The sequence below is a fragment of the Pseudoalteromonas sp. 20-92 genome, assembly GCF_030847595.1.
Taxonomy (GTDB): domain Bacteria; phylum Pseudomonadota; class Gammaproteobacteria; order Enterobacterales; family Alteromonadaceae; genus Pseudoalteromonas; species Pseudoalteromonas fuliginea.
This window is the reverse complement of the sequence record NZ_JANJGQ010000002.1, coordinates 121,464-140,869: the sequence shown is the minus strand read 5'-3', so window position 1 is coordinate 140,869 and position 19,406 is coordinate 121,464. Positions and strand designations below refer to the sequence as shown.

Sequence of the window (19,406 nt, the reverse complement as noted above, 5' to 3'; positions counted from 1 at the left end):
GTACCATGCTTCGTTGGAATGAGGAATCTTCACAAGTACAAGCAGCGGCGCTAATGCGCCCTGCAGTTTCTGTAAGCGCAAAGGTTGAAGCAATATGCAAAACTATTTTAGCTAACGTAAAAGAGCAAGGCGATGAGGCCTTACTTAGCATGGCCAAAGAGTTTGATAATAGAGCTAACCCACGTTTGCGCGTACCGCTAGATGAAATTAACGCATCTGAGCAAGCACTAAGTGCTGAGCTTAAATACGCAATTGACACCGCTTATGCAAATGTTAAACGTTTTCACGAAGCGCAGTTGCCAAAAGATATTAAATTATCAACCCAACCAGGCGTTGTATGTGAACTGAAATATCAAGCCATCGAAGCAGTCGGTATTTATGTACCCGGTGGCAGTGCTCCACTGCCATCGTCGGTTATTATGCAGGGTGTATTAGCGCAGTTAAGTGGCGCAAAAACCGTTGTACTTGCTACACCGGTACAAGGTGATAAAGCGATTAACCCTGCTATTTTATATGCAGCTAAGTTATGTGGCATTACTACTTTGATAGAAAGTGGTGGCGCAGGCGCAATTGCAGCAATGGCTTATGGCACCGAATCGGTCCCTAAAGTAAACAAAATTTTTGGCCCAGGTAATAGCTTCGTAACAATGGCTAAACAGCTCGTTGCGCAAACTATTCCAGGTATGGCAATTGATATGCCAGCAGGTCCTTCTGAAGTATTAGTTATTGCAGATGAACGTGCAAACCCAGAATTTATAGCCGCCGATTTACTCTCACAAGCAGAGCACGGCGCAGACTCGCAAGTTATTTTATTATGTAACAGCGAAAGTATTATAGAACAAACTCAGCAGGCACTTACACGCCAGTTAGCTAATTTGAGCCGCAAAGAAACAGCCGAGCAAGCGCTCGCTAATTCTTCACTTATTTTGGTTGATTCAGTTGAGCAAGCATTTGACGTATCGGCGCAATACGGCCCAGAGCACTTAATTTTACAACTAGGCGATGCAACACCTTACCTAGATAAAGTTAAAAATGCAGGCTCAGTATTTGTAGGTGACTACACACCAGAATCTGCAGGCGATTACGCATCGGGTACTAACCACGTGTTACCAACATATGGTTACAGTGCAACTTACTCGAGTTTAAACTTGCTTGATTTTTTTCGTACATACACAGTGCAAACAATTACTAAAAGTGGTTTAACGCAGCTTTCAAAAGCAATTTTACCACTTGCAGATGCAGAAGGCCTTGATGCCCACGCTAATGCGGTTTCAATTCGTTTAGAGGCAATTAAAAATGAGCAATGAGAGCGCACAAGCGTCTAGCTTATTACCTAAGAATATTGCAGCCCTTGCTGCATACAGCTCTGCAAAAAGTGAAAAGCTAACCGGTACTACGTGGCTAAATGCTAACGAAAGCCCGTATGCTAAAAACCTTGAACTGAGTATTGAGGATTTAAATCGCTACCCTGATCCACAACCGCAACTGGTGATTGACCGCTACGCAGCTTATACAGAGCTTAAAAGCGAAAATGTATTAATGACACGCGGTGCAGATGAAGGCATTGAGCTTTTAGTACGCACTTATTGCGAACCTGCAAAAGACAGCATTGCGTTATTTTTACCAACCTACGGTATGTACAAAGTAACGGCTGATACTCATAACGTTGCTATTAATAGCCTAACGCAAGCGCTATTACTTGATGGTAGTGTAGATGAAATAGTTGCAGCTGTTGGCAGCTCAAAATTAGTATTTATTTGTAACCCAAATAATCCAACGGGTAGCTTAACGCCTCTTGATAAAGTAAAAGCAATTGCAACAGCCCTTACAGGTTCTGCACTGGTTATTGTTGATGAAGCCTATATAGAGTTTTGCCCAGAGCAAAGTGCCACTAAACTTATTAATGAGTTTAGTAATGTAGTGGTTTTGCGTACGCTTTCTAAAGCCTTTGCGCTGGCAGGGCTCAGAACGGGCTTTACCCTTGCACAAGAGAGCGTACTAGCGCCAATTCGTAAAGTCATTGCGCCGTATCCGGTATCGGGCGTTGTAGCTAGTATTGCAGCGCAAGCAATTGCACCCGATGCAATTACATCAATGCGCCGCCAAGTTACTATTTTAAATAGCTTAAAAGCTAAGTTGGTAGATTGGCTAAACGCCTCTCCTGCTGCATTAAAAATTCTCACTGGTGAAGGTAACTTTGTTACTTTAAAATTAGCCGATAAAAACTACTTTAAAGTTGCACTTGAGCAAGGTTTGGTTATGCGCGCTTTTACACTATACGGTGAAGACGACTGGCTACGAATTTCAATTGGCAGTGAACAAGAACTTGAACAAGTAAAAATTTGGTTAGATGGCTTACAAACGCCGACTACCGCAGCATCTTTAGCAGGAAACGAAGTATCATGAGTAACCCCTATTTATTTATAGACCGCGACGGCACTATTATTGAAGAGCCAATTACCGACAAACAGGTGGATAGCCTTGAAAAGCTAGCATTTTTACCTGGTGTTATCCCTGCGTTATTACAATTACAAGCCGCAGGTTACCGTTTAGTAATGGTATCTAACCAAGATGGCTTAGGCACAGACAGCTTTCCTACTGCTGACTTTGATATAGCACAAGATAAAATGATAGACATAATGCAAAGCCAAGGCATTAGCTTTGACGAGGTATTAATTTGCCCACACTTTGACGAGCAAAATTGTGACTGCCGTAAACCTAAAACGGGCTTACTTACCGAGCTTATGCGCTCTGGCAAAGTAGACTTAGCGCGCTCTTTTGTTATTGGCGATCGCCAGACCGATATTGGCCTTGCTCAAAACTTATGTTGTGAAGGTATTTTATACGACGGCGATTGGAGTGCCATAGTAACTAAATTGACCACCGCAAACCGCGAAGGTCGTGTTACACGCAACACCAAAGAAACCCAAATTGATGTAGCCATAAACTTAGATCAAACTAAAAATGGCAGCATAGACACCGGCCTTGGCTTTTTTGATCACATGCTTGATCAAATCCGTACTCACGCAAACATTGGTTTAAATATTAAAGCCAAAGGCGATTTACACATAGATGAGCACCACCTTGTTGAAGACATTGGTATTGCACTCGGTGTTGCACTAAAACAAGCCCTCGGTACTAAATCGCAAATTGCGCGCTATGGTTTTGCGCTGCCGATGGATGAATGTAAAGCTGAAGCACAAATTGATTTATCGGGCCGTGCATCATTTGTATTAAACGCTAACTTTAGCCGCGAAAAAGCAGGCGATTTAGACGTACAAATGGTTGAGCACTTTTTCAAAAGCTTAAGTGATAACGCCGCCATTAGCCTTATTTTATCGGTAAGCGATGGTAACTGTCATCACCAAGTTGAAGGTTTATTTAAAGCGTTTTCACGTGCTCTTCGTATGGCAGTAGCACAAGACACGACCCAACAAACAGCCAGCTCTAAGGGATGTTTATGATTGCCATAATTAATACTGGTTGTGCCAATATAAATTCAGTACGCTTTGCGTTTGAACGCCTAGGCCAAACGCCAACAGTAATTACTTCACCAGAGCAATTAGCGGGTTTTGAGCGCGCTATATTGCCAGGTGTAGGTCACGCGTCGGTTGCCATGAAACGCCTAGTCGATAACGGCTGGCAACAAGCAATAAATGAATACCAGCGCCCGCTTATGGGTATTTGCTTAGGCATGCAGTTACTGTGCGAAAGCACCGAAGAAGGTAACGTACAGTGCTTGGGTAAAATACCAGGGCAAGTAAAAGCGCTTGATGTAGGCAATTTAACGTCGCCGCATATGGGTTGGAATAACTTAAGCGTTAACAAAGAGCATGCATTAACTAAAGGGCTAACGCTTGATGAGCAAGTGTATTTTGTTCATAGCTTTGCGCACACCGTAAACGACGCCACACTAGTGAGCGGCGAATATGGTCAAACCTTTTCAGCCATTGTTGCTAAAGACAATTACGCAGGCATGCAATTTCACCCAGAGCGCAGCGCAAAAGTTGGCGCACGTTTATTACAAAATTTTGTTGATTGGCAGTTATAAGCTGCCCATTAACTAACAAAAAAGAGATTATTTGTGATTATTCCAGCATTAGACGTATTACAAAATCAAATTGTGCGCTTGTACCAAGGTAAATACGACACAGCACAGTTTTACCCTTTCGAACTTGGCGCGCGTTTAAAAGAATACGCCGACAGTGGCGCAGGTAAACTACACCTTGTAGATTTAGAAGGTGCACGCGATCCAAGTAAAAAACAGTGGAAACATATTCAAGCTGCAACCAAAGCACTTAACGTACCTTACCAAGTGGGCGGCGGTATTCGCTCAGAGCAAGATGTAAGTGATTGGCTAAAAGCCGGTGCAAACCAAGTTGTTATTGGTTCAATGGCAGTAGAAAAACGCGAACAAGTAAAAGCCTGGATTGAGCAATTTGGCGCAGAGCACTTTGTAATTGCCCTAGATGTAAATAAAACAGCTACGGGCTGGGCACCAGCAACACACGGTTGGTTAAGTGAATCTGAATTTGGTTTACTTGAGCTGGTAGATTTTTATGTAAGCTTAGGTGTTATCGATTTTTTATGCACGGACATCAGTAAAGATGGCACTATGGCGGGCCCATCGTTTGAATTATATGAAGATCTAACTCGCCATAACAGCACAATTAAAGTACAAGCCTCAGGGGGCGTAAGCTCACTAGATGACATTAAAAAGCTTAAAGAGCTAGGTGTTGGCGGCGTTATTTTAGGTAAATCATTGCTTGATGGCGCATTTAGCGTTGAGGAGGCACTGGCATGTTATCAAAACGCATAATCCCGTGTTTAGACGTTAAAGACGGCCAAGTAGTTAAAGGCGTTAAGTTTAAAGGCCATGAAGTTGTTGGCGATATTTTAACAATGGCTAAAGCCTACAGCGAAGCTGGCGCCGATGAACTGGTTTTTTACGAAATCAGTGCAAGCGTTGAAAAACGCCTACTTGATGTAAATTGGGTAGAAAGTATTGCACGAAATATCGATATTCCATTTTGTGTAGCGGGCGGTATTAAATCAGTGGCTGATGCAGCACGGGTACTTGAGCGCGGCGCAGACAAAATAAGTATTAACAGCCCTGCTATTGCGCGTCCTGAACTTATTAAAGAATTACACGATGAGTTTGGTAAGCAATGTGTTGTAGTCGGCATTGACAGCTTTTTTGATGAAATTACCGGTGAGTACTTAGTGTATCAATTAACCGGCGATCCTAATGCATCTAGCCGTACACGTTATAAAACACAAGAATGGGTTAAACGCGTACAAGACCTAGGCGCAGGCGAAATTGTATTAAACTGTATGAACCAAGATGGCGTTCGTAACGGTTACGACAACGAGCAACTAAGTAAAATTCGCGAGCTGTGTGACATTCCTTTAATCGCCTCTGGCGGTGCAGGTAGTATGCAAGATTTTGTTGATGTATTTAAACAAAGCAAAGTAGATGGTGCACTAGCCGCCAGCGTTTTTCATAAAAATGTGATTAACATTGGCGAACTAAAACAATTTTTAACAGATAACCAAGTGGCAGCAAGATTATGCAAGTAACACAACAAAACCAAGCTCAAGTCGATTTCGCTAAAAGTGACATGATCCCTGCTATTATTCAAGATGCCCGCTCGGGTGTTATTTTAATGCAAGGCTTTATGAACAGCGAAGCACTCGCTGTTACGCTTGATACCAATAAGGTAACGTTTTACTCGCGTTCAAAATCGCGTTTATGGACTAAAGGTGAGTCATCAGAAAACTACTTAAACGTAGTATCTGTGCATACAGATTGTGACTACGATTCAATTTTAGTCCTTGCCAACCCAGAAGGCCCAACGTGCCACTTAGGCACACAAAGTTGCTTTGGCGATAATGCTAAACCTAGCCTGAGCTTTTTAGCGCAATTAGAAGATGTGATTGTTGAGCGTAAAAACGACGACCCATCAAAAAGCTACACAGCTTCTTTGTTTGCAAAAGACTTAAGCCGTAGTTGTCAAAAAGTAGGTGAAGAAGGCGTAGAAGTGGCACTTGCTGCTATGAAACACGATAACGATGAGCTAACAAACGAGTCTGCTGATTTAATTTATCACCTGACTGTATTGCTACAACGCCAAGGCTTAGCCCTTGAAGATGTAGTTAAATGCTTGCAAGGTCGCCATAAATAGCACTTGCTAAAGCAAATTACAAAAGGCCCATATTTTATGGGCCTTTTTGTTTTTCGCTTTTAGTTGAGTAAATTATGTATGGTATAGTGCGAGGCTCAATTAATCGGTTACTGTGAACTATGAAAAACTATATTACTCCTTCCTTCGTCGCATTTGTTTTAGTTGTCGCATTTATTTTAGCGGGCTGTACCAGCAAAACTAATCAGACTACAACTACAGCAACCACTACTACAACGAAGCAGTCTGTAAAAACCACAGTAATACCCGATGAATGCAGCACCATTAATAACCTAATAAATGGTTTTTAGTCTGGTTTTAATTCAATAAAAACAGATAAAGTAAATAACCAGTTTACTAATCAATGGCGTACTAATTCTCATATGATTGGAGCAAACTGTACAGTTACTTTAAATAAGTCAGAGCAAGCAAGCTACCAATGCCAAACACCTGTTAATACACAAACGCAAACCGTAAAGTCTCATCAAAAACTGGCTAAGCAATTACGCCTATGCTTAACCAAAACAGGTTGGTTTGAAAGCCAAAAAGAAACAGCAAGTTCAATTTACAGCACCTTTGTACTTGATACTAAGACCCCAGTGATTACACTTTCAACTAATCAAGAAGGTAGAGGATTTACTACTCGCTTTGAAATTGCACCACCGTTAGGACTTTAATATGCGCCAATTAAATCAAAACAAAAAACCGTCTAAATTTAAAACTGATTGCCTAGGAATATGCGAAAGGCGCAGCGGTTACTGCACCGGATGCGGACGTACCAACGAAGAAATTTTTGATTGGATAATATTATCTGAAGATGAAAAAAAAGCGATTTTAGAAACACCACGAGCCGATATCTCAAAAGCGTAATGAAGCTAAAAGCCTCTATATCCCGAGGCTATAAATTAACGTTAAGCTTTATCGAGCGCTTGGCTCACATCGGCAATTATGTCAGCAATGTTTTCAATACCGACTGACAAACGAATTAAATCGCGACTTACGCCCGCATTAGCAAGCTCTTCATCATTTAATTGGCGGTGTGTGGTTGATGCAGGATGGCACGCAAGCGACTTGGCATCGCCAATATTAACTAAGCGTAAAATCATGTTTAGCGCATCAATAAAACGAGTACCTACTTCTAGGCCACCAGCAATACCAAAGCTTAAAATACCCGATGCTTTACCACTAGTAATTTTTTGACTCATTTCGTTATACGGGCTTGATTTAAGCCCTGCGTAATTAACCCAAAGCACTTTTGGATGATTTTCTAAATACTCAGCCAAGTGCTGTGCATTTTCGCAGTGGCGATCCATTCTTAAGCCTAAGGTTTCAAGGCCGATTAAAATGTCAGATGCGTTTTTAGGGGCAAGCGCTGCACCGGTATTTCTAAGTGGCACTACTCTGCAGCGACCAATAAATGCAGCTTCAGCAAAAGCTTCGGTATAAACCACATTGTGATACGACGGATCGGGCTCGTTCATCATTGCAAAACGCGTGGCATTTGCTTTCCAATCAAATTTACCTGAGTCGACAATCATGCCGCCAATGGCAGTACCGTGCCCGTTTATATACTTTGTCAGTGAGTGAACCACTATATCAGCGCCCAGCTCAAATGGGCGGCATAAATACGGCGTAGCCACGGTATTATCAACAATAAGCGGCACACCTTTGCTGTGTGCAATACGTGCTAAACGTTCAATATCAACAATATTACCTGCCGGATTACCAATAGATTCACAAAAAACAGCGCGGGTGTTCTCGTCAATTGCATTCTCGAACGCGGTAAAGTCATCGGCTTTAATCATGCGTGCTTCAATACCTTGCCTAGGTAAGGTATGTGCAAATAAGTTATACGTGCCACCATATACTTGGCTGGTGCTTACAATATTAGTACCGACTTCACACAAACATTGAATAGCATACGTAATAGCAGCCATCCCAGAGGCAACAGCCAGCCCACCAATACCCCCTTCCATCGCAGCAATACGTTGTTCAAGTACGGCATTGGTTGGGTTCATTATGCGGGTGTAAATATTTCCAGGTACTTTTAAATCGAATAAATCAGCGCCATGCTGCGTGTTATCAAATGTATAAGAAGAAGTGTGATAGATAGGCACGGCTGCCGATTTGCTCGTAGGCTCAGATTCGTAACCGTGGTGCAGTGCTAATGACTCTAATTTCATAATTATTTCCTTCAATTAATTTACCACTAACCTAGCACTTCTTGGTTATAAAATGCACATGAAATATATTTAAGGGTGTTGAGGAGGTTTGATTTAAGTTAAAGGCGGATAAGAGCGATAAGCGGTCATTGAGGTGAGTAGTCATTAATTTATTAAGAATAAAAAGACACCTGCCCATTTTTTACATTTTCATATTAATATCAGAAAGGATAATATTTATAGCTAGCAATAACCTAAACTGTTTGCTATTAATGTAAGTTCACAAAAAAGGACTTTTCACACTAAAAGGGGAAGGTGTCCTCTGATAAAGTTGTTAGCCATCAAGGAGTACAAATGGCATCTTTGGATTTTGAAAAAGAAAAGAATCAATTTAGAGAGTATTATTCAAACAATATCAAGCTTCTTGAAGGTGCTACTGACTCATTTAGGACATTAATAGATGCATTGCTAACGCATTCTGAAAATATTTATATTTCGAAGGTCGAGTTAAAGATAAAGAAGAATGTGTCAAAAAATTCAATATCAAATACCGCAAAAAATTAGAGGAGTCAAAGACGGAGTATGAAATAAAAGATCATATTACTGATCTAATAGGTCTAAGAGTTGTCTGCTTGTATGAAGATGATATTGATAAAATTAAAGAAGTCCTTTCTCAACACTTTTCAGTAATTGATGAAACTAATAAAATTTCACAAGTCGAAAGCACTGAAGATTCATTTGGTTATAAAGGTTTACACTTAGATTTAAAACTTGGTGAAACTAGAACTGAAATGCCTGAATACAAAGCTTTCGTAGGCTTTAACTTTGAAATACAAATAAGAACTATTATTCAAGACTCATGGAGTGTTCTGGATCATAAAATAAAGTACAAAAAGAGTATTCCAAACTTCTTAAAAAGAAGAATAAATACGCTTGCTGCATTGTTCGAACTTGCAGACAGAGAATTTAAAGAGATAAGGCTTGCTACAGTAGCTGAAATTGAAAAAGCCGAAAGTGAAGAGTCTGAAGATACGCATATGCTTAGCGAAGGTCAAGTTGGGCCAACGAAACGACCTAAAAATGGTCATTTAAATGCTTTCGGTTTCTTGAAAATAGCAAAACACTTCTTTAACGATTATGAATTCGAAGATTTTAAAGTCGATGGATTTACTGAAGAAATTGTGTCTATAGAACCTGAGATCACTCGAACTGATTTCAATGAATATATGAAAGCAACAATAGCGAAAGTTAAGCAGTATCAGGCATATTTTGAGAGCCAAGGTGATTCTAAAGAAAGCCTAAACCCTTTTACCATTATCAGACACTGCTTGTACCTTAATAATAAAGAAAAATATTCTTCATTCTTGACCAATGTTTCTAAAGAGACTTTTGAAAATTGGCTTTCTGAAAATGATGGCTAACAAGCTGTACAAATTGTAATTCCAATATAACTATGGAGTAATTAAATGGGTAGGAAACCTAGGTGGGTAAGAAAAAATATATCTTCCACTATTGTTGAATTTCAGCTTACATCTTGGAAATATTTTTCTGACTTTATCAACCAAGAATTGTTAAATGCTACAAACTACTTCTTTCGTGGTCATGGAGATAGTAAATGGAAATTAGAACCTACACTTGATCGCATCATTAAAGAACCTGAATCAATCAAAAGGGAACTACTCTTAAATAAGTTTAAATTTGAAACTAGAGGGCGAAGAGGGAAAAATCCTTCGAAATTAATTAGTGAAAATGATTGGTGGGCACTAGGACAGCACCATGGATTAGCTACTCCATTATTAGACTGGACAGAATCGCCATTTGTAGCTTTATACTTTGCTGCTCATACCGCTTTAAATAGCACTTCGGATGCTTTTGCTGTTTATGCATTAGCATCTTCTGCCATTGAAAAAAGAAGTAAAGTAATTAAAAATGATGAGTCTATTGACTTCATTAACAAGCGAAAGCCAACAACTAAAATAATCAGACCTTTTAGTGATGAAAATGAGAGGCTAGTAAGCCAACGAGGACTATTCACACGTTCTCCTAATAATATGGATATAGAAAGATGGATTAAAACGTATGAAACTAAAGATTCAGGCAATTTTATTGAACTAGCAAAATTTATAATTCCGAATAAAAACATCCACGATTGTCTCAAGTACTTAAACAGGATGAATATAAATCATTCAACACTGTTCCCTGACTTAAGTGGAGCTAGCCAATATTGTAATATGCATTTAAATATTCAAACTTACTAATTGCACTTAACAACTGACTAAGGCTATGACCGTCCGCTTCTGGCACTTAGCAGTCATAAATAAGCGAATCCAACATCAATAAAAAAGGCGCTTCCTTTACGGTAAGCGCCCTTCTCTTATCTCACCAATTACTTATTTTACGATTGTCATTTCGTCTAACAAGTTTTGTGCATTATCTACTTTATCCATTACCCACAGCATGTAGCGTGAATCAACATGGATTGAGCGATTAAGCTCAGGGTTGTAATCCCAGTCACCAATAATACTTTCGTAAACACCGTCGAACAGTAAGCCTACAAGCTCTGCTTTACCGTTAAGCGTTGGCGAACCTGAGTTACCACCGGTAGTGTCTACATTTGATAAAAAGTTAACGGGTACTGTATTCATGCCACCCGTGTAATCACCATAAAGCTTGGCTTTAATTTGCTCTTGTAACTTTTTAGGTGCATTAAATGGGTCAACATCGGTGTTTTTAGCGAGTAACCCTTCAAGCGATGTAAACGGCGTTGCTACCAAGCCATCTTGAGGTGAATAGCCGCCTACGGTGCCATAGGTTACACGTAGTGTGCTGTTGGCATCGGCGTATACAGGTTTGTTTTTAGCTTTGTTAAACGCAATTATTGCGCTCATTAGCTCTGGGCGAGCTGCTTGTAATTTACCTGCAAGTGCTTTTGATTTATCTTCCTGTGCTTTCATTACTTTAAAGATTGCTTTAGCGTACTGCACAAATGGGTCTTGGCTTTGATTTAGTTGGCTAAACGATTGCTCAAATAATGAATTACGAACAGTGGCATTATCGAGTCTTGACTGTTCATACATACTATCAAGTAACGCGCTTTGGGTTGCTTTATCAAACCCATTTTGTACTTTAAATACGTTATCAACGTCGCTAAAACGCTCTTCTTTTGGAAGTGCTGCATACAGTTCTAAAAAGTGCAGTAAAATAGCTTTGTCTACTTTGCTATCATAACGGCGCGTCATACGCTCAAGCCCTGCTTTAATGCGAGGTAAGTCACGTTCTTGATAACCAGATTCACGTTCGCTATTTGGCTGTTGTTTTTCGTAAGCTAAGCGGTATAAACGTCGTGCTGTGCTGATCATTTGTGAGCGATGTACATAACCTAACATTCGGTCGCGTTCACTGTGCTCTTGTGATTGCGCAATTAGCTCAGATAGCTCACCTAATACGCTTCCGTATTGTTCTTTACGCTCACCATCACTATTGATCCATTGTGTTAAGTCTTGTTCAAACTGTTTTTTGCGCTCAAGCATAGTGCCTTTTTTAAAGCTTTCGATCATCGAACCATAGTTTTTAATATAGTTGTTATAACCTGCAATGGTGCTTTCGTAAGCAATACGAGCTTTACTGCCGTCTTCTGAGTTTTCTTCAATAAGCGACACGTATTTTGAATTATGAACACGTGCTTTAGGGTAGCTGTCGTTAAATACGTTATCTACCTCTGTTGCAATGCGGTATCGGTTAGTACGCCCTGGGTAGCCTGTAACCATTACAAAGTCGCCTTCTTGCACGCCTTTGGCACTTACTTTTAGGTAAGAGTCAGGTACGTAAGGTACGTTATCTTCACTGTACTCTGCAGGTTTTCCATCTTTGCCTACATAAGCGCGGTAAAAACCAAAGTCGCCTGTGTGGCGCGGCCACATCCAGTTATCTATATCGCCACCGTATTTACCTACGCCCATAGCTGGTGCGTAAGATAAACGTACGTCTTTAATTTCAAGTGACTTAATTAGGTAAAACTCTAAACCACCATGAAACGAATACACGTTACAACGATAGCTTTCGTCCGCTTCACACTGGGCTACTAGGGCTTTTTCGTTTTTTACTATTGCGTCGTAGCGTGCTTTAGCGCTTAGTTTTTCGATACCTTTATTAACTTTGCCAGTCACATTAGTAACTGTTTCTGTGACGTATACACGTGACCCTGGGGCTGCTGGTAAATCCTCAGCAGGACTTTTAGCTAAAAAGCCATTTTCTAAAATATTGTTCTCAGGCGTTGAATTGTACTGAACAGAGCCATAAACACAGTGATGATTTGTAACCACTAAGCCTTTTGGCGATACAAACGATGCTGTACAACCGCCCAGGCTAATTACTGCATTCATTGGGAATTCGGTCAATTTAGAAATAGATTCAACATCAATTTCAAGCCCTTTGGCTTTTAAAATTGATTCTAACTCTGGAAGTTGGTGTGGTTGCCACATGCCTTCGTCGGCTATGGCACTACTTGAAAGTGATAAAGAAAATGTGGCTGCTAATGTAGCTACAAGAGGTTTTAAACGCATTATAGAATCCTTTTTATTGTTTGTTCGATAGTAACCGATTTACTTATTAAATAATTGAGCCATTACTAAGATGGATAAATGACAAAGTAAAGGGAGCACACACTCCCTTACTTTAAATTAATGTATTTAAACTAGATTTAATACCAATCTGCTTATATATGAAATCTATTTAACGTTAAGAAAATCACGCTAGAACTAGGCAAAAATTTTTGTATCTAGTTGTTCTAAATAAAAAATTTTTAACGACGTTATAGTGAAATTTAATTCGTTAAATTGTTCAAGTATTTATGCAGGTTGGTATAAATCACTTTTAGTCTTTTTTTACATCTGCAGGGTGTTCTACACCGATCCACGCTTTAAATAGCGTTTTTTGTTCAAGCGTAGCGTCTTTATTAGCAACTACTTTTTTAGGTTTATCAAAATCTTCTGATAATACTAATGTTAAGCTATCAAGAGCATCGCGACGAATATAGTCAACGGTTACTTTCTCGCCTGCTTTAAATGTTTCTAGGCTCGTTTTTAAATCTTTACCTACATGATGCTTATTTATAGCAACAATTTTATCATTGGTAGTTAAACCCGCTTCCCATGCACTTCCGCCACGACGAACGTAACTTAGTGTTAGTAACTCACCGGTATTTTTAGCGGTGGCGTCAATACTCGCAAGCGCTTTTGCTTTTTCTGGTCGTTCATATTTTAAGCCCACTTTAGCAAGTAACTCATCAAAGTTGATACTTGCAGGCGATTCTACATTTTCTTGCCACCAGCTTGAGTAATCACGCCCTGTTAAATCTTTTAAAATGTTAAGCACATCTACGTCTGTAAACCCTGCTGGCATTTTATGATTGTTATAAAGTGCTTTGTGCACATCGCGGTAGCTTATTGTACCTTGGCTTTTTTCTAGTAAGTCGATATCTAAAGCGAGTGAAAGTAACGAACCTTCTGAATAAATATTGGTACTGTAATTACGTGCGTGATCGCCACCTTGATTAATCCATTTATCAAAACTTGTTTCGCTTGCGCTTTGCACTTCACGGCCCGGTGTTTGTAAATGACGATTAATTGTTTTACTCATTACTTTAAAAAATTCATCTGTTGTTTGAATGCCTGAGCGCACTAATAAATGATCTTCAAAGTAACTTGTTGAACCTTCTGCGATCCAAAGTAGTTTAGAGTAATTCATATTCGTGTAATCGTACGGCACTAAACCCTGTGGGCGGTATGCTTTTACATTCCATGTATGAATAAATTCGTGTGCGGCTGTGCTTATAAAACCTAAGTAATCTTCTCGGCTACCAAATCGATCGCGTGGGCGTTGTATAATAGTAGAGTTTAAATGCTCAGTTGCACCACCCGCTCCCGACGTTGCATGTACCATAAATACATAACGCTCATACGGATAGCCATCCCAAATTACATTACCTGTCGCTACTAGCTTTTTCAGATCTGTAAGCATTAAATCTACATCGTAGTTACCATCGCCCCATACAACTAAGCCATATTCCCGGTCATCTACTTCAAATGTGTGTAATTGATTTATACCTGTTTCGATTGGCGAATCAACAAGCACATCGTAGTTAGCTGCTTTGAATGAATTTTTACCTTCTAAATTATCCATACCTGATACAGAACGCCATTTTTTAGGTATATCTAAATTGACTGTTACTGGCTCTTGACGAAACGACTCGCTAAACATAAAAAAACCTGATGCATCAATAAATGCATGGCTGTCGTCAATATGACGGGCGCGTTTGCCTAGTTCATTTGCATACACTTGATAATCAACATTAACTTCTGTTGGCTTATTAAGATGTACACGCCATGTACTATGGTCAACTTTTTCCCACGTTAACTCTTTGCCATCTTCATCTTTTGCATTGAAGTAACGTACGCCATTGGCTAAGTTTAAAATTTCGTATCGGCCTGTACGCCAAGCAGGAAGTTTTACATCGATATGAGATTGTGCTGATTTTGGAAATTCAACACTTACATTACCCAAATGATGCTGTGGTTCAGATATTTTTAATTCGTAATTTACATCAGCAAAAGCTGAAGTAGAACATGCAGCTACAATCGATAAAGCTAATAACTTTTTCATAAAAACTCTTAATAGAAACTTAATTACTAGCTAGATTAACAAGCTCGGATTTAAATGTGAATTAAATACGATAAAGAGTCTTGTACATGAGTTTATACGCATTAGCTTACTAAAATTACTAAGTTTTTAGTTAGATAACTACACATAACAAAAATTTGTTGTAAACTGAAGATAATATAACTAATACGATGGCGGTAAGCTTAGGTGTCTGATAAATCTAACGCTACAGATAAGAAACTAAAACAAGCAATTGACGCCCGAATGGCTGTTGAAGACGCGCGTAAATATCAGGTGGACACTCTTTCTGATTTCTCAGCTAAATTATCATTGAGTTGTAAAGGACTTGATACTGAATTAGACAATAGGCTTGCTAAGTTCAGGGCTGCACTCATTAAAGGTGTCAGCTTTGAAGATCTATCGCCATTGATAAGTGAAACAATTGTTTTATTAAAAAACCAAGAATCAGTACAACTCTCCCAACAACGAGATTTGTATAACAGCGTACAGAGTGCTGGTAAACAACTGCAAAAAACAAAAGGGTTACCAGAGGATACACGTAGAACACTTCGCCATTTATTAGATCACGAAATTAATCAAGTGCACTCTACCCATGATTTTATACCTTTACTTGACCAACTAATTTCTTTTTATCATCAAACATTAAGTCTCAAACTAGAAGCCGCGTCTGATGATGAATGTACTGCAACACCTGAACTTGCACAAAAATTACTAAAATTAGCTAACGAATTAGTGTTGGAAGACGAAGCAACTGAAGAAATTAAATACATAAAAAATTGTATTACAGAAAGCGACACGTTAGATGCACTGTTAAAGGCTTCTATTAATATAATTAGTGTTATTGTAAAGAATATTAATAAAGAGCGTAAATCGGCACAAAGCTTTTTATCTTCTTTAAACCAAACACTTGAAGATTTACACCATTCGATTGTATCAACAAGTAAACACTCAAAATCGATGGGAATTGAGTTTGATGTTTTAAATAAAAGCATTGAAAGTAAAATTAAGAATCTTAATGTGCAAACGCAAAATGCAACTTCTATATCATCTTTAAAAGAGTTGGTTGATAACGAATTAAAATCGCTTAGTGAAGACTTTATTGCAAAAGAAAAACTCGAACGCACTGACAGAGAAATGCTGGTTTCTAGCTTTGATGAAATTAATGGTCGTATTGGTAGCCTTGAAAGCAAACTAACAAAATATAAAAAACGCTTAAATGAACAACGTTTTAAAAGTCTATTGGATAGTTTAACAAAACTGCCTAATCGTGCTGCATTTGATGAACGTTACAACCATGAAATACACCTATTTAATGTTCAGTCATCGGATGTCACTCTTGCGGTGATTGATGTTGACCATTTTAAATCCATTAATGATAGATTTGGTCATACTGCTGGGGATATAACACTACAAGTTATAGCCAAAGCACTACAAAAATCTGTTAGAAAATCAGATTTTATTGCCCGTTATGGCGGTGAAGAGTTTGTTTTACTTATGCCTAGTACTTCGCTCATAAATGCTACGGCCCCTCTTGATAAACTGAGGAAGATAATTAAAAGTATTCCTTTTAAATTTAAAGATAAACAAATTGAAATAACTATTTCTCTAGGTGTTACTCAGTTAAAGAAAGGCGATACACCTATAATCGCTTTTGACCGAGCAGATGATGCTCTTTATGAAGCGAAAAATACAGGTCGGGATCGTCTTTGTATAAGTAAATAATGTCATATTTTTTATTTTAAATAAAAGATATCACGAAGTGGTAATTTACATAAAAGAATAGCAAGGAGAACGCCGATGCTAATACAATTAAACCCAACTGGGGTTTTAGATTTATTGTCACAACTAGAAGTTGATTTATTAGAACAATCATCCACTAGCGAGCGCTATAAACTATTTAGAAATTGTGCACTTGCTGTGCTAAACGTGGGGAGTCATACGGACGCCAGCAACGAAATTTATGATAAATATCAAGATTTTGATATACGCCTATTGAGCCGTGAACGCGGGATTAAAATTGAGCTTGAAAATCCACCCTTAACTGCTTTTGTAGATGGTGAGATCATCACCGGTATTCACGAACATATTTTCTCTGTTATCCGCGATATTTTATTTATATGTCAAAAATACGAAAAAAATCTTAAAGAACAAAAAGCCATTACTCATATGGTGTTTGACATGCTAAGAAATGCCGATGCATTGCGCGTAAATAGCGAACCTAGCATGGTAGTTTGTTGGGGCGGACATTCTATTAATGAAGTTGAATACAAATATACTAAGCAAGTGGGATACGAATTAGGCTTACGCGGTTTAAATATTTGCACAGGCTGTGGACCTGGCGCAATGAAAGGCCCTATGAAAGGAGCCACCATTGGCCACGCGAAACAACGCATTAAAGATAATCGTTACTTAGGCTTGACTGAACCAAGTATTATTGCTGCTGAACCACCGAACCCAATTGTAAATGAGCTGGTAATTTTACCTGATATAGAAAAGCGTTTAGAGGCATTTATACGCACCGCTCACGCTATAATTATTTTTCCTGGTGGAGCTGGCACCGCAGAAGAGCTTTTGTATTTATTAGGTATATTGTTACATCCTGACAACGCCAAACAATGCATGCCTGTGATTTTAACGGGCCCAAAAGAAAGCGAAGCTTATTTTAAAGAACTGTGCGAATTTGTTGAAATGACATTAGGTAAAGAAGCGCTCAACAAATTTGAAGTAATTATTGATGACCCTAAATTAGTTGGACAAACATTAAAGTCAGCAATGACTGATGTACGCAATTATCGTAAAAGCGAAGGTGATGCGTATTACTTTAACTGGACGCTAAAGATTGATAACGATTTTCAGCAACCTTTTGCACCAACCCATGAAAATATGGCTGGTCTTGATTTACACCTTAATCAACCAAAACAGTTATTAGCAGCTAATTTACGACGAGCATTTTCAGGAATTGTTGCCGGCAATGTAAAAGACGAAGGTATAAAAGCGATTAAACAAAATGGCCGTTATATTTTAAGCGGTGAGCCCGCTTTGATGAAAGATATGGATAAACTGCTTCAGGCATTTGTTGACCAAGGACGTATGAAACTCCCTGGTAGTAAGTACACTCCATGTTATGAAATAAAAGCATGAGTTTTATAATTTGAAACCACATTTACTTCTTATAGATGCGCTTAATCTAATTAGGCGCATTTACGCGGTTGACGTAAACCAAAAACACCACAGTGATGATCAAATGGTCGAAGCATGTTGTGCTAGAGTAGCTCATGCATGCAAAAAACTACTAAACACTACCAACGCCACCCATGCTATTGCTGTGTTTGATGGTGACAGAAGTTGGCGTTACCATTTCTATAAAAATTACAAACATTCACGCTCGCCAATGCCACAAATTTTGAAAGATGCATTAATACATTTCAAAACAGCCATTGAAGAAACAGGTATTGTAGTATTTGAACCTATTAATGACGAAGCTGACGACATTATTACCACCCTTGCGTGCAAAGCTGCAACGAATAATGTAAGCAACACAATTGTATCTACTGACAAAGGTTTCTTACCTCATTTAGGTCAATACATAACTATTTATGATTACTTTAAAAAGCAATATCTTGATGAGCACAGTATAAAAGAACGTTTTGGAGTTCAACAAAGTAGGTTAGTAGACTTTTGGGCACTCGCTGGTGATAAAGCCAATGATATTCCAGGCGTAAAAGGCATAGGGATAAAGTCGGCTCAACAACTTATTAATAATTATAATACTGTTGAGCAAGCGCTAGAAGATAAATTACTAAGCCCAAGTATTCATAAAAAGCTAGAAGCAAATATGGATATGTATGTAATCTCAAAACAACTGGTTAGTTTACGCACGGATATAAACTTGGGTTTTAGTTTAAAGCAATTAAGGCTTAGTTAGTCGCATGTTTATAGCGTGTGCTAATTACAATACGTATACTATTATTAGATTCTGTGACCAGAGTAAATAATGTTGAAAAAGTTTTTTAGGTATTTAATTCTAGGTTTAGGGCTATATGCGCTAATAGCAACATTGGTGATCACTTTTTATAAAGATGACCCCCAAGCGATGATTTGGCAAGACCGCGAAGCATTTAATAAACGTTATATCGAAAAGCTTTCACTAGAGCAGCCTACTACTATTAATAGTGTACTTGACTACTTAGGCAGCCCAGATCTTACTTTTGCAAAACGCAATAGTGATGAAGTACTTCAAATCATTTTTTATCGCACGCAACATAAAACGTCCGATGGCATAACAACCATAGATGAATGTACCGGACTGTTATTTAAAAATGGTCAACTTATTTTGTGGGGGCCTAGTGCTTATAAAAAATATCAGGATTAAAACTAGGTGAAG

General features: G+C 38.8%; 17 protein-coding genes and 1 pseudogene. 15 read left to right on the top strand and 3 right to left on the bottom strand.

Features of this window, described 5'->3' with window-relative positions:
* Window positions 1-5: 5 nt before the first annotated feature.
* The 9 genes and pseudogenes from hisD (at window position 6) to NRL14_RS02575 (ending at window position 7,052) form a co-directional block, all read left to right on the top strand.
* On the top strand, window positions 6-1,307 hold the full coding sequence (gene hisD / locus NRL14_RS02615) for a histidinol dehydrogenase (protein WP_024597350.1): 1,302 nt from the start codon (window positions 6-8) through the stop codon (window positions 1,305-1,307).
* The gene (hisC, locus tag NRL14_RS02610) at window positions 1,297-2,406 is read left to right on the top strand and encodes a histidinol-phosphate transaminase (protein WP_306723922.1); all 1,110 of its coding nucleotides are present in this window, start codon (window positions 1,297-1,299) and stop codon (window positions 2,404-2,406) included. The genes hisD and hisC overlap by 11 nt, the downstream gene beginning before the upstream one ends.
* The gene (gene hisB, locus NRL14_RS02605) at window positions 2,403-3,464 is read left to right on the top strand and encodes a bifunctional histidinol-phosphatase/imidazoleglycerol-phosphate dehydratase HisB (RefSeq protein WP_306723921.1); all 1,062 of its coding nucleotides are present in this window, start codon (window positions 2,403-2,405) and stop codon (window positions 3,462-3,464) included. Before hisC ends, hisB begins: the two co-directional genes overlap by 4 nt.
* The gene (hisH, locus tag NRL14_RS02600; protein ID WP_002960265.1) at window positions 3,461-4,051 is read left to right on the top strand and encodes an imidazole glycerol phosphate synthase subunit HisH; all 591 of its coding nucleotides are present in this window, start codon (window positions 3,461-3,463) and stop codon (window positions 4,049-4,051) included. Before hisB ends, hisH begins: the two co-directional genes overlap by 4 nt.
* A 33-nt stretch (window positions 4,052-4,084) precedes the next feature.
* Window positions 4,085-4,819 (top strand): 1-(5-phosphoribosyl)-5-[(5-phosphoribosylamino)methylideneamino] imidazole-4-carboxamide isomerase, encoded by a 735-nt coding sequence (locus NRL14_RS02595; RefSeq protein WP_306723920.1) that lies wholly within the window; start codon window positions 4,085-4,087, stop codon window positions 4,817-4,819.
* Entirely contained in the window at window positions 4,801-5,580 is a 780-nt protein-coding gene (gene hisF / locus NRL14_RS02590; protein WP_007376298.1) for an imidazole glycerol phosphate synthase subunit HisF, read from the top strand. Before NRL14_RS02595 ends, hisF begins: the two co-directional genes overlap by 19 nt.
* Window positions 5,571-6,185: a bifunctional phosphoribosyl-AMP cyclohydrolase/phosphoribosyl-ATP diphosphatase HisIE gene (gene hisIE, locus NRL14_RS02585; protein ID WP_306723919.1), complete on the top strand. Its 615-nt coding sequence runs from the start codon at window positions 5,571-5,573 to the stop codon at window positions 6,183-6,185. The genes hisF and hisIE overlap by 10 nt, the downstream gene beginning before the upstream one ends.
* Window positions 6,186-6,304: 119 nt before the next feature.
* A pseudogene (locus NRL14_RS02580) lies at window positions 6,305-6,859 on the top strand (hypothetical protein).
* Window position 6,860: 1 nt separating this feature from the next.
* Window positions 6,861-7,052 (top strand): DUF1289 domain-containing protein, encoded by a 192-nt coding sequence (locus NRL14_RS02575; RefSeq protein ID WP_149592920.1) that lies wholly within the window; start codon window positions 6,861-6,863, stop codon window positions 7,050-7,052.
* 41 nt (window positions 7,053-7,093) lie between these two features.
* Here NRL14_RS02575 and NRL14_RS02570 read toward each other — a convergent pair whose 3' ends face one another.
* Window positions 7,094-8,365, bottom strand: coding sequence for an O-acetylhomoserine aminocarboxypropyltransferase/cysteine synthase family protein (locus NRL14_RS02570; RefSeq protein WP_306723918.1), 1,272 nt, complete (start codon window positions 8,363-8,365; stop codon window positions 7,094-7,096).
* Between the two features lie 521 nt (window positions 8,366-8,886).
* Between NRL14_RS02570 and NRL14_RS02565 the strand changes: the two genes are divergently transcribed.
* Together NRL14_RS02565 and NRL14_RS02560 are read left to right on the top strand one after the other, a co-directional pair.
* Window positions 8,887-9,765 carry a GTP pyrophosphokinase family protein gene (locus tag NRL14_RS02565; RefSeq protein WP_306724044.1) on the top strand — a complete coding sequence of 293 codons (879 nt, stop codon included), beginning with the start codon at window positions 8,887-8,889 and terminating at the stop codon, window positions 9,763-9,765.
* 45 nt (window positions 9,766-9,810) lie between these two features.
* Window positions 9,811-10,602: an FRG domain-containing protein gene (locus NRL14_RS02560; RefSeq protein ID WP_306723917.1), complete on the top strand. Its 792-nt coding sequence runs from the start codon at window positions 9,811-9,813 to the stop codon at window positions 10,600-10,602.
* A gap of 132 nt (window positions 10,603-10,734) precedes the next feature.
* Here the strand turns inward: NRL14_RS02560 and NRL14_RS02555 are convergent, their stop codons facing one another.
* Together NRL14_RS02555 and NRL14_RS02550 are read right to left on the bottom strand one after the other, a co-directional pair.
* A complete protein-coding gene (locus NRL14_RS02555) occupies window positions 10,735-12,906 on the bottom strand; it encodes a S46 family peptidase (RefSeq protein ID WP_306723916.1) in 2,172 nt (723 codons plus the stop codon).
* Between the two features lie 310 nt (window positions 12,907-13,216).
* Window positions 13,217-15,004 (bottom strand): M61 family metallopeptidase, encoded by a 1,788-nt coding sequence (locus NRL14_RS02550; RefSeq protein WP_306723915.1) that lies wholly within the window; start codon window positions 15,002-15,004, stop codon window positions 13,217-13,219.
* Between the two features lie 204 nt (window positions 15,005-15,208).
* On the opposite strand from NRL14_RS02550, the gene NRL14_RS02545 reads away from it, so the two are divergent.
* The 4 genes from NRL14_RS02545 to NRL14_RS02530 all read left to right on the top strand — a co-directional run bounded on the left by NRL14_RS02545 (window position 15,209) and on the right by NRL14_RS02530 (window position 19,394).
* The gene (locus tag NRL14_RS02545; protein ID WP_306723914.1) at window positions 15,209-16,744 is read left to right on the top strand and encodes a GGDEF domain-containing protein; all 1,536 of its coding nucleotides are present in this window, start codon (window positions 15,209-15,211) and stop codon (window positions 16,742-16,744) included.
* A 75-nt stretch (window positions 16,745-16,819) separates the two neighbouring features.
* Window positions 16,820-18,163, top strand: coding sequence for a nucleotide 5'-monophosphate nucleosidase PpnN (ppnN, locus tag NRL14_RS02540; protein ID WP_007376311.1), 1,344 nt, complete (start codon window positions 16,820-16,822; stop codon window positions 18,161-18,163).
* A 10-nt stretch (window positions 18,164-18,173) separates the two neighbouring features.
* Window positions 18,174-18,947, top strand: coding sequence for a flap endonuclease Xni (gene xni, locus NRL14_RS02535; protein ID WP_306723913.1), 774 nt, complete (start codon window positions 18,174-18,176; stop codon window positions 18,945-18,947).
* A 69-nt stretch (window positions 18,948-19,016) separates the two neighbouring features.
* Window positions 19,017-19,394: a DUF3192 domain-containing protein gene (locus NRL14_RS02530; RefSeq protein ID WP_007376313.1), complete on the top strand. Its 378-nt coding sequence runs from the start codon at window positions 19,017-19,019 to the stop codon at window positions 19,392-19,394.
* The last annotated feature ends 12 nt before the right edge of the window (window positions 19,395-19,406 follow it).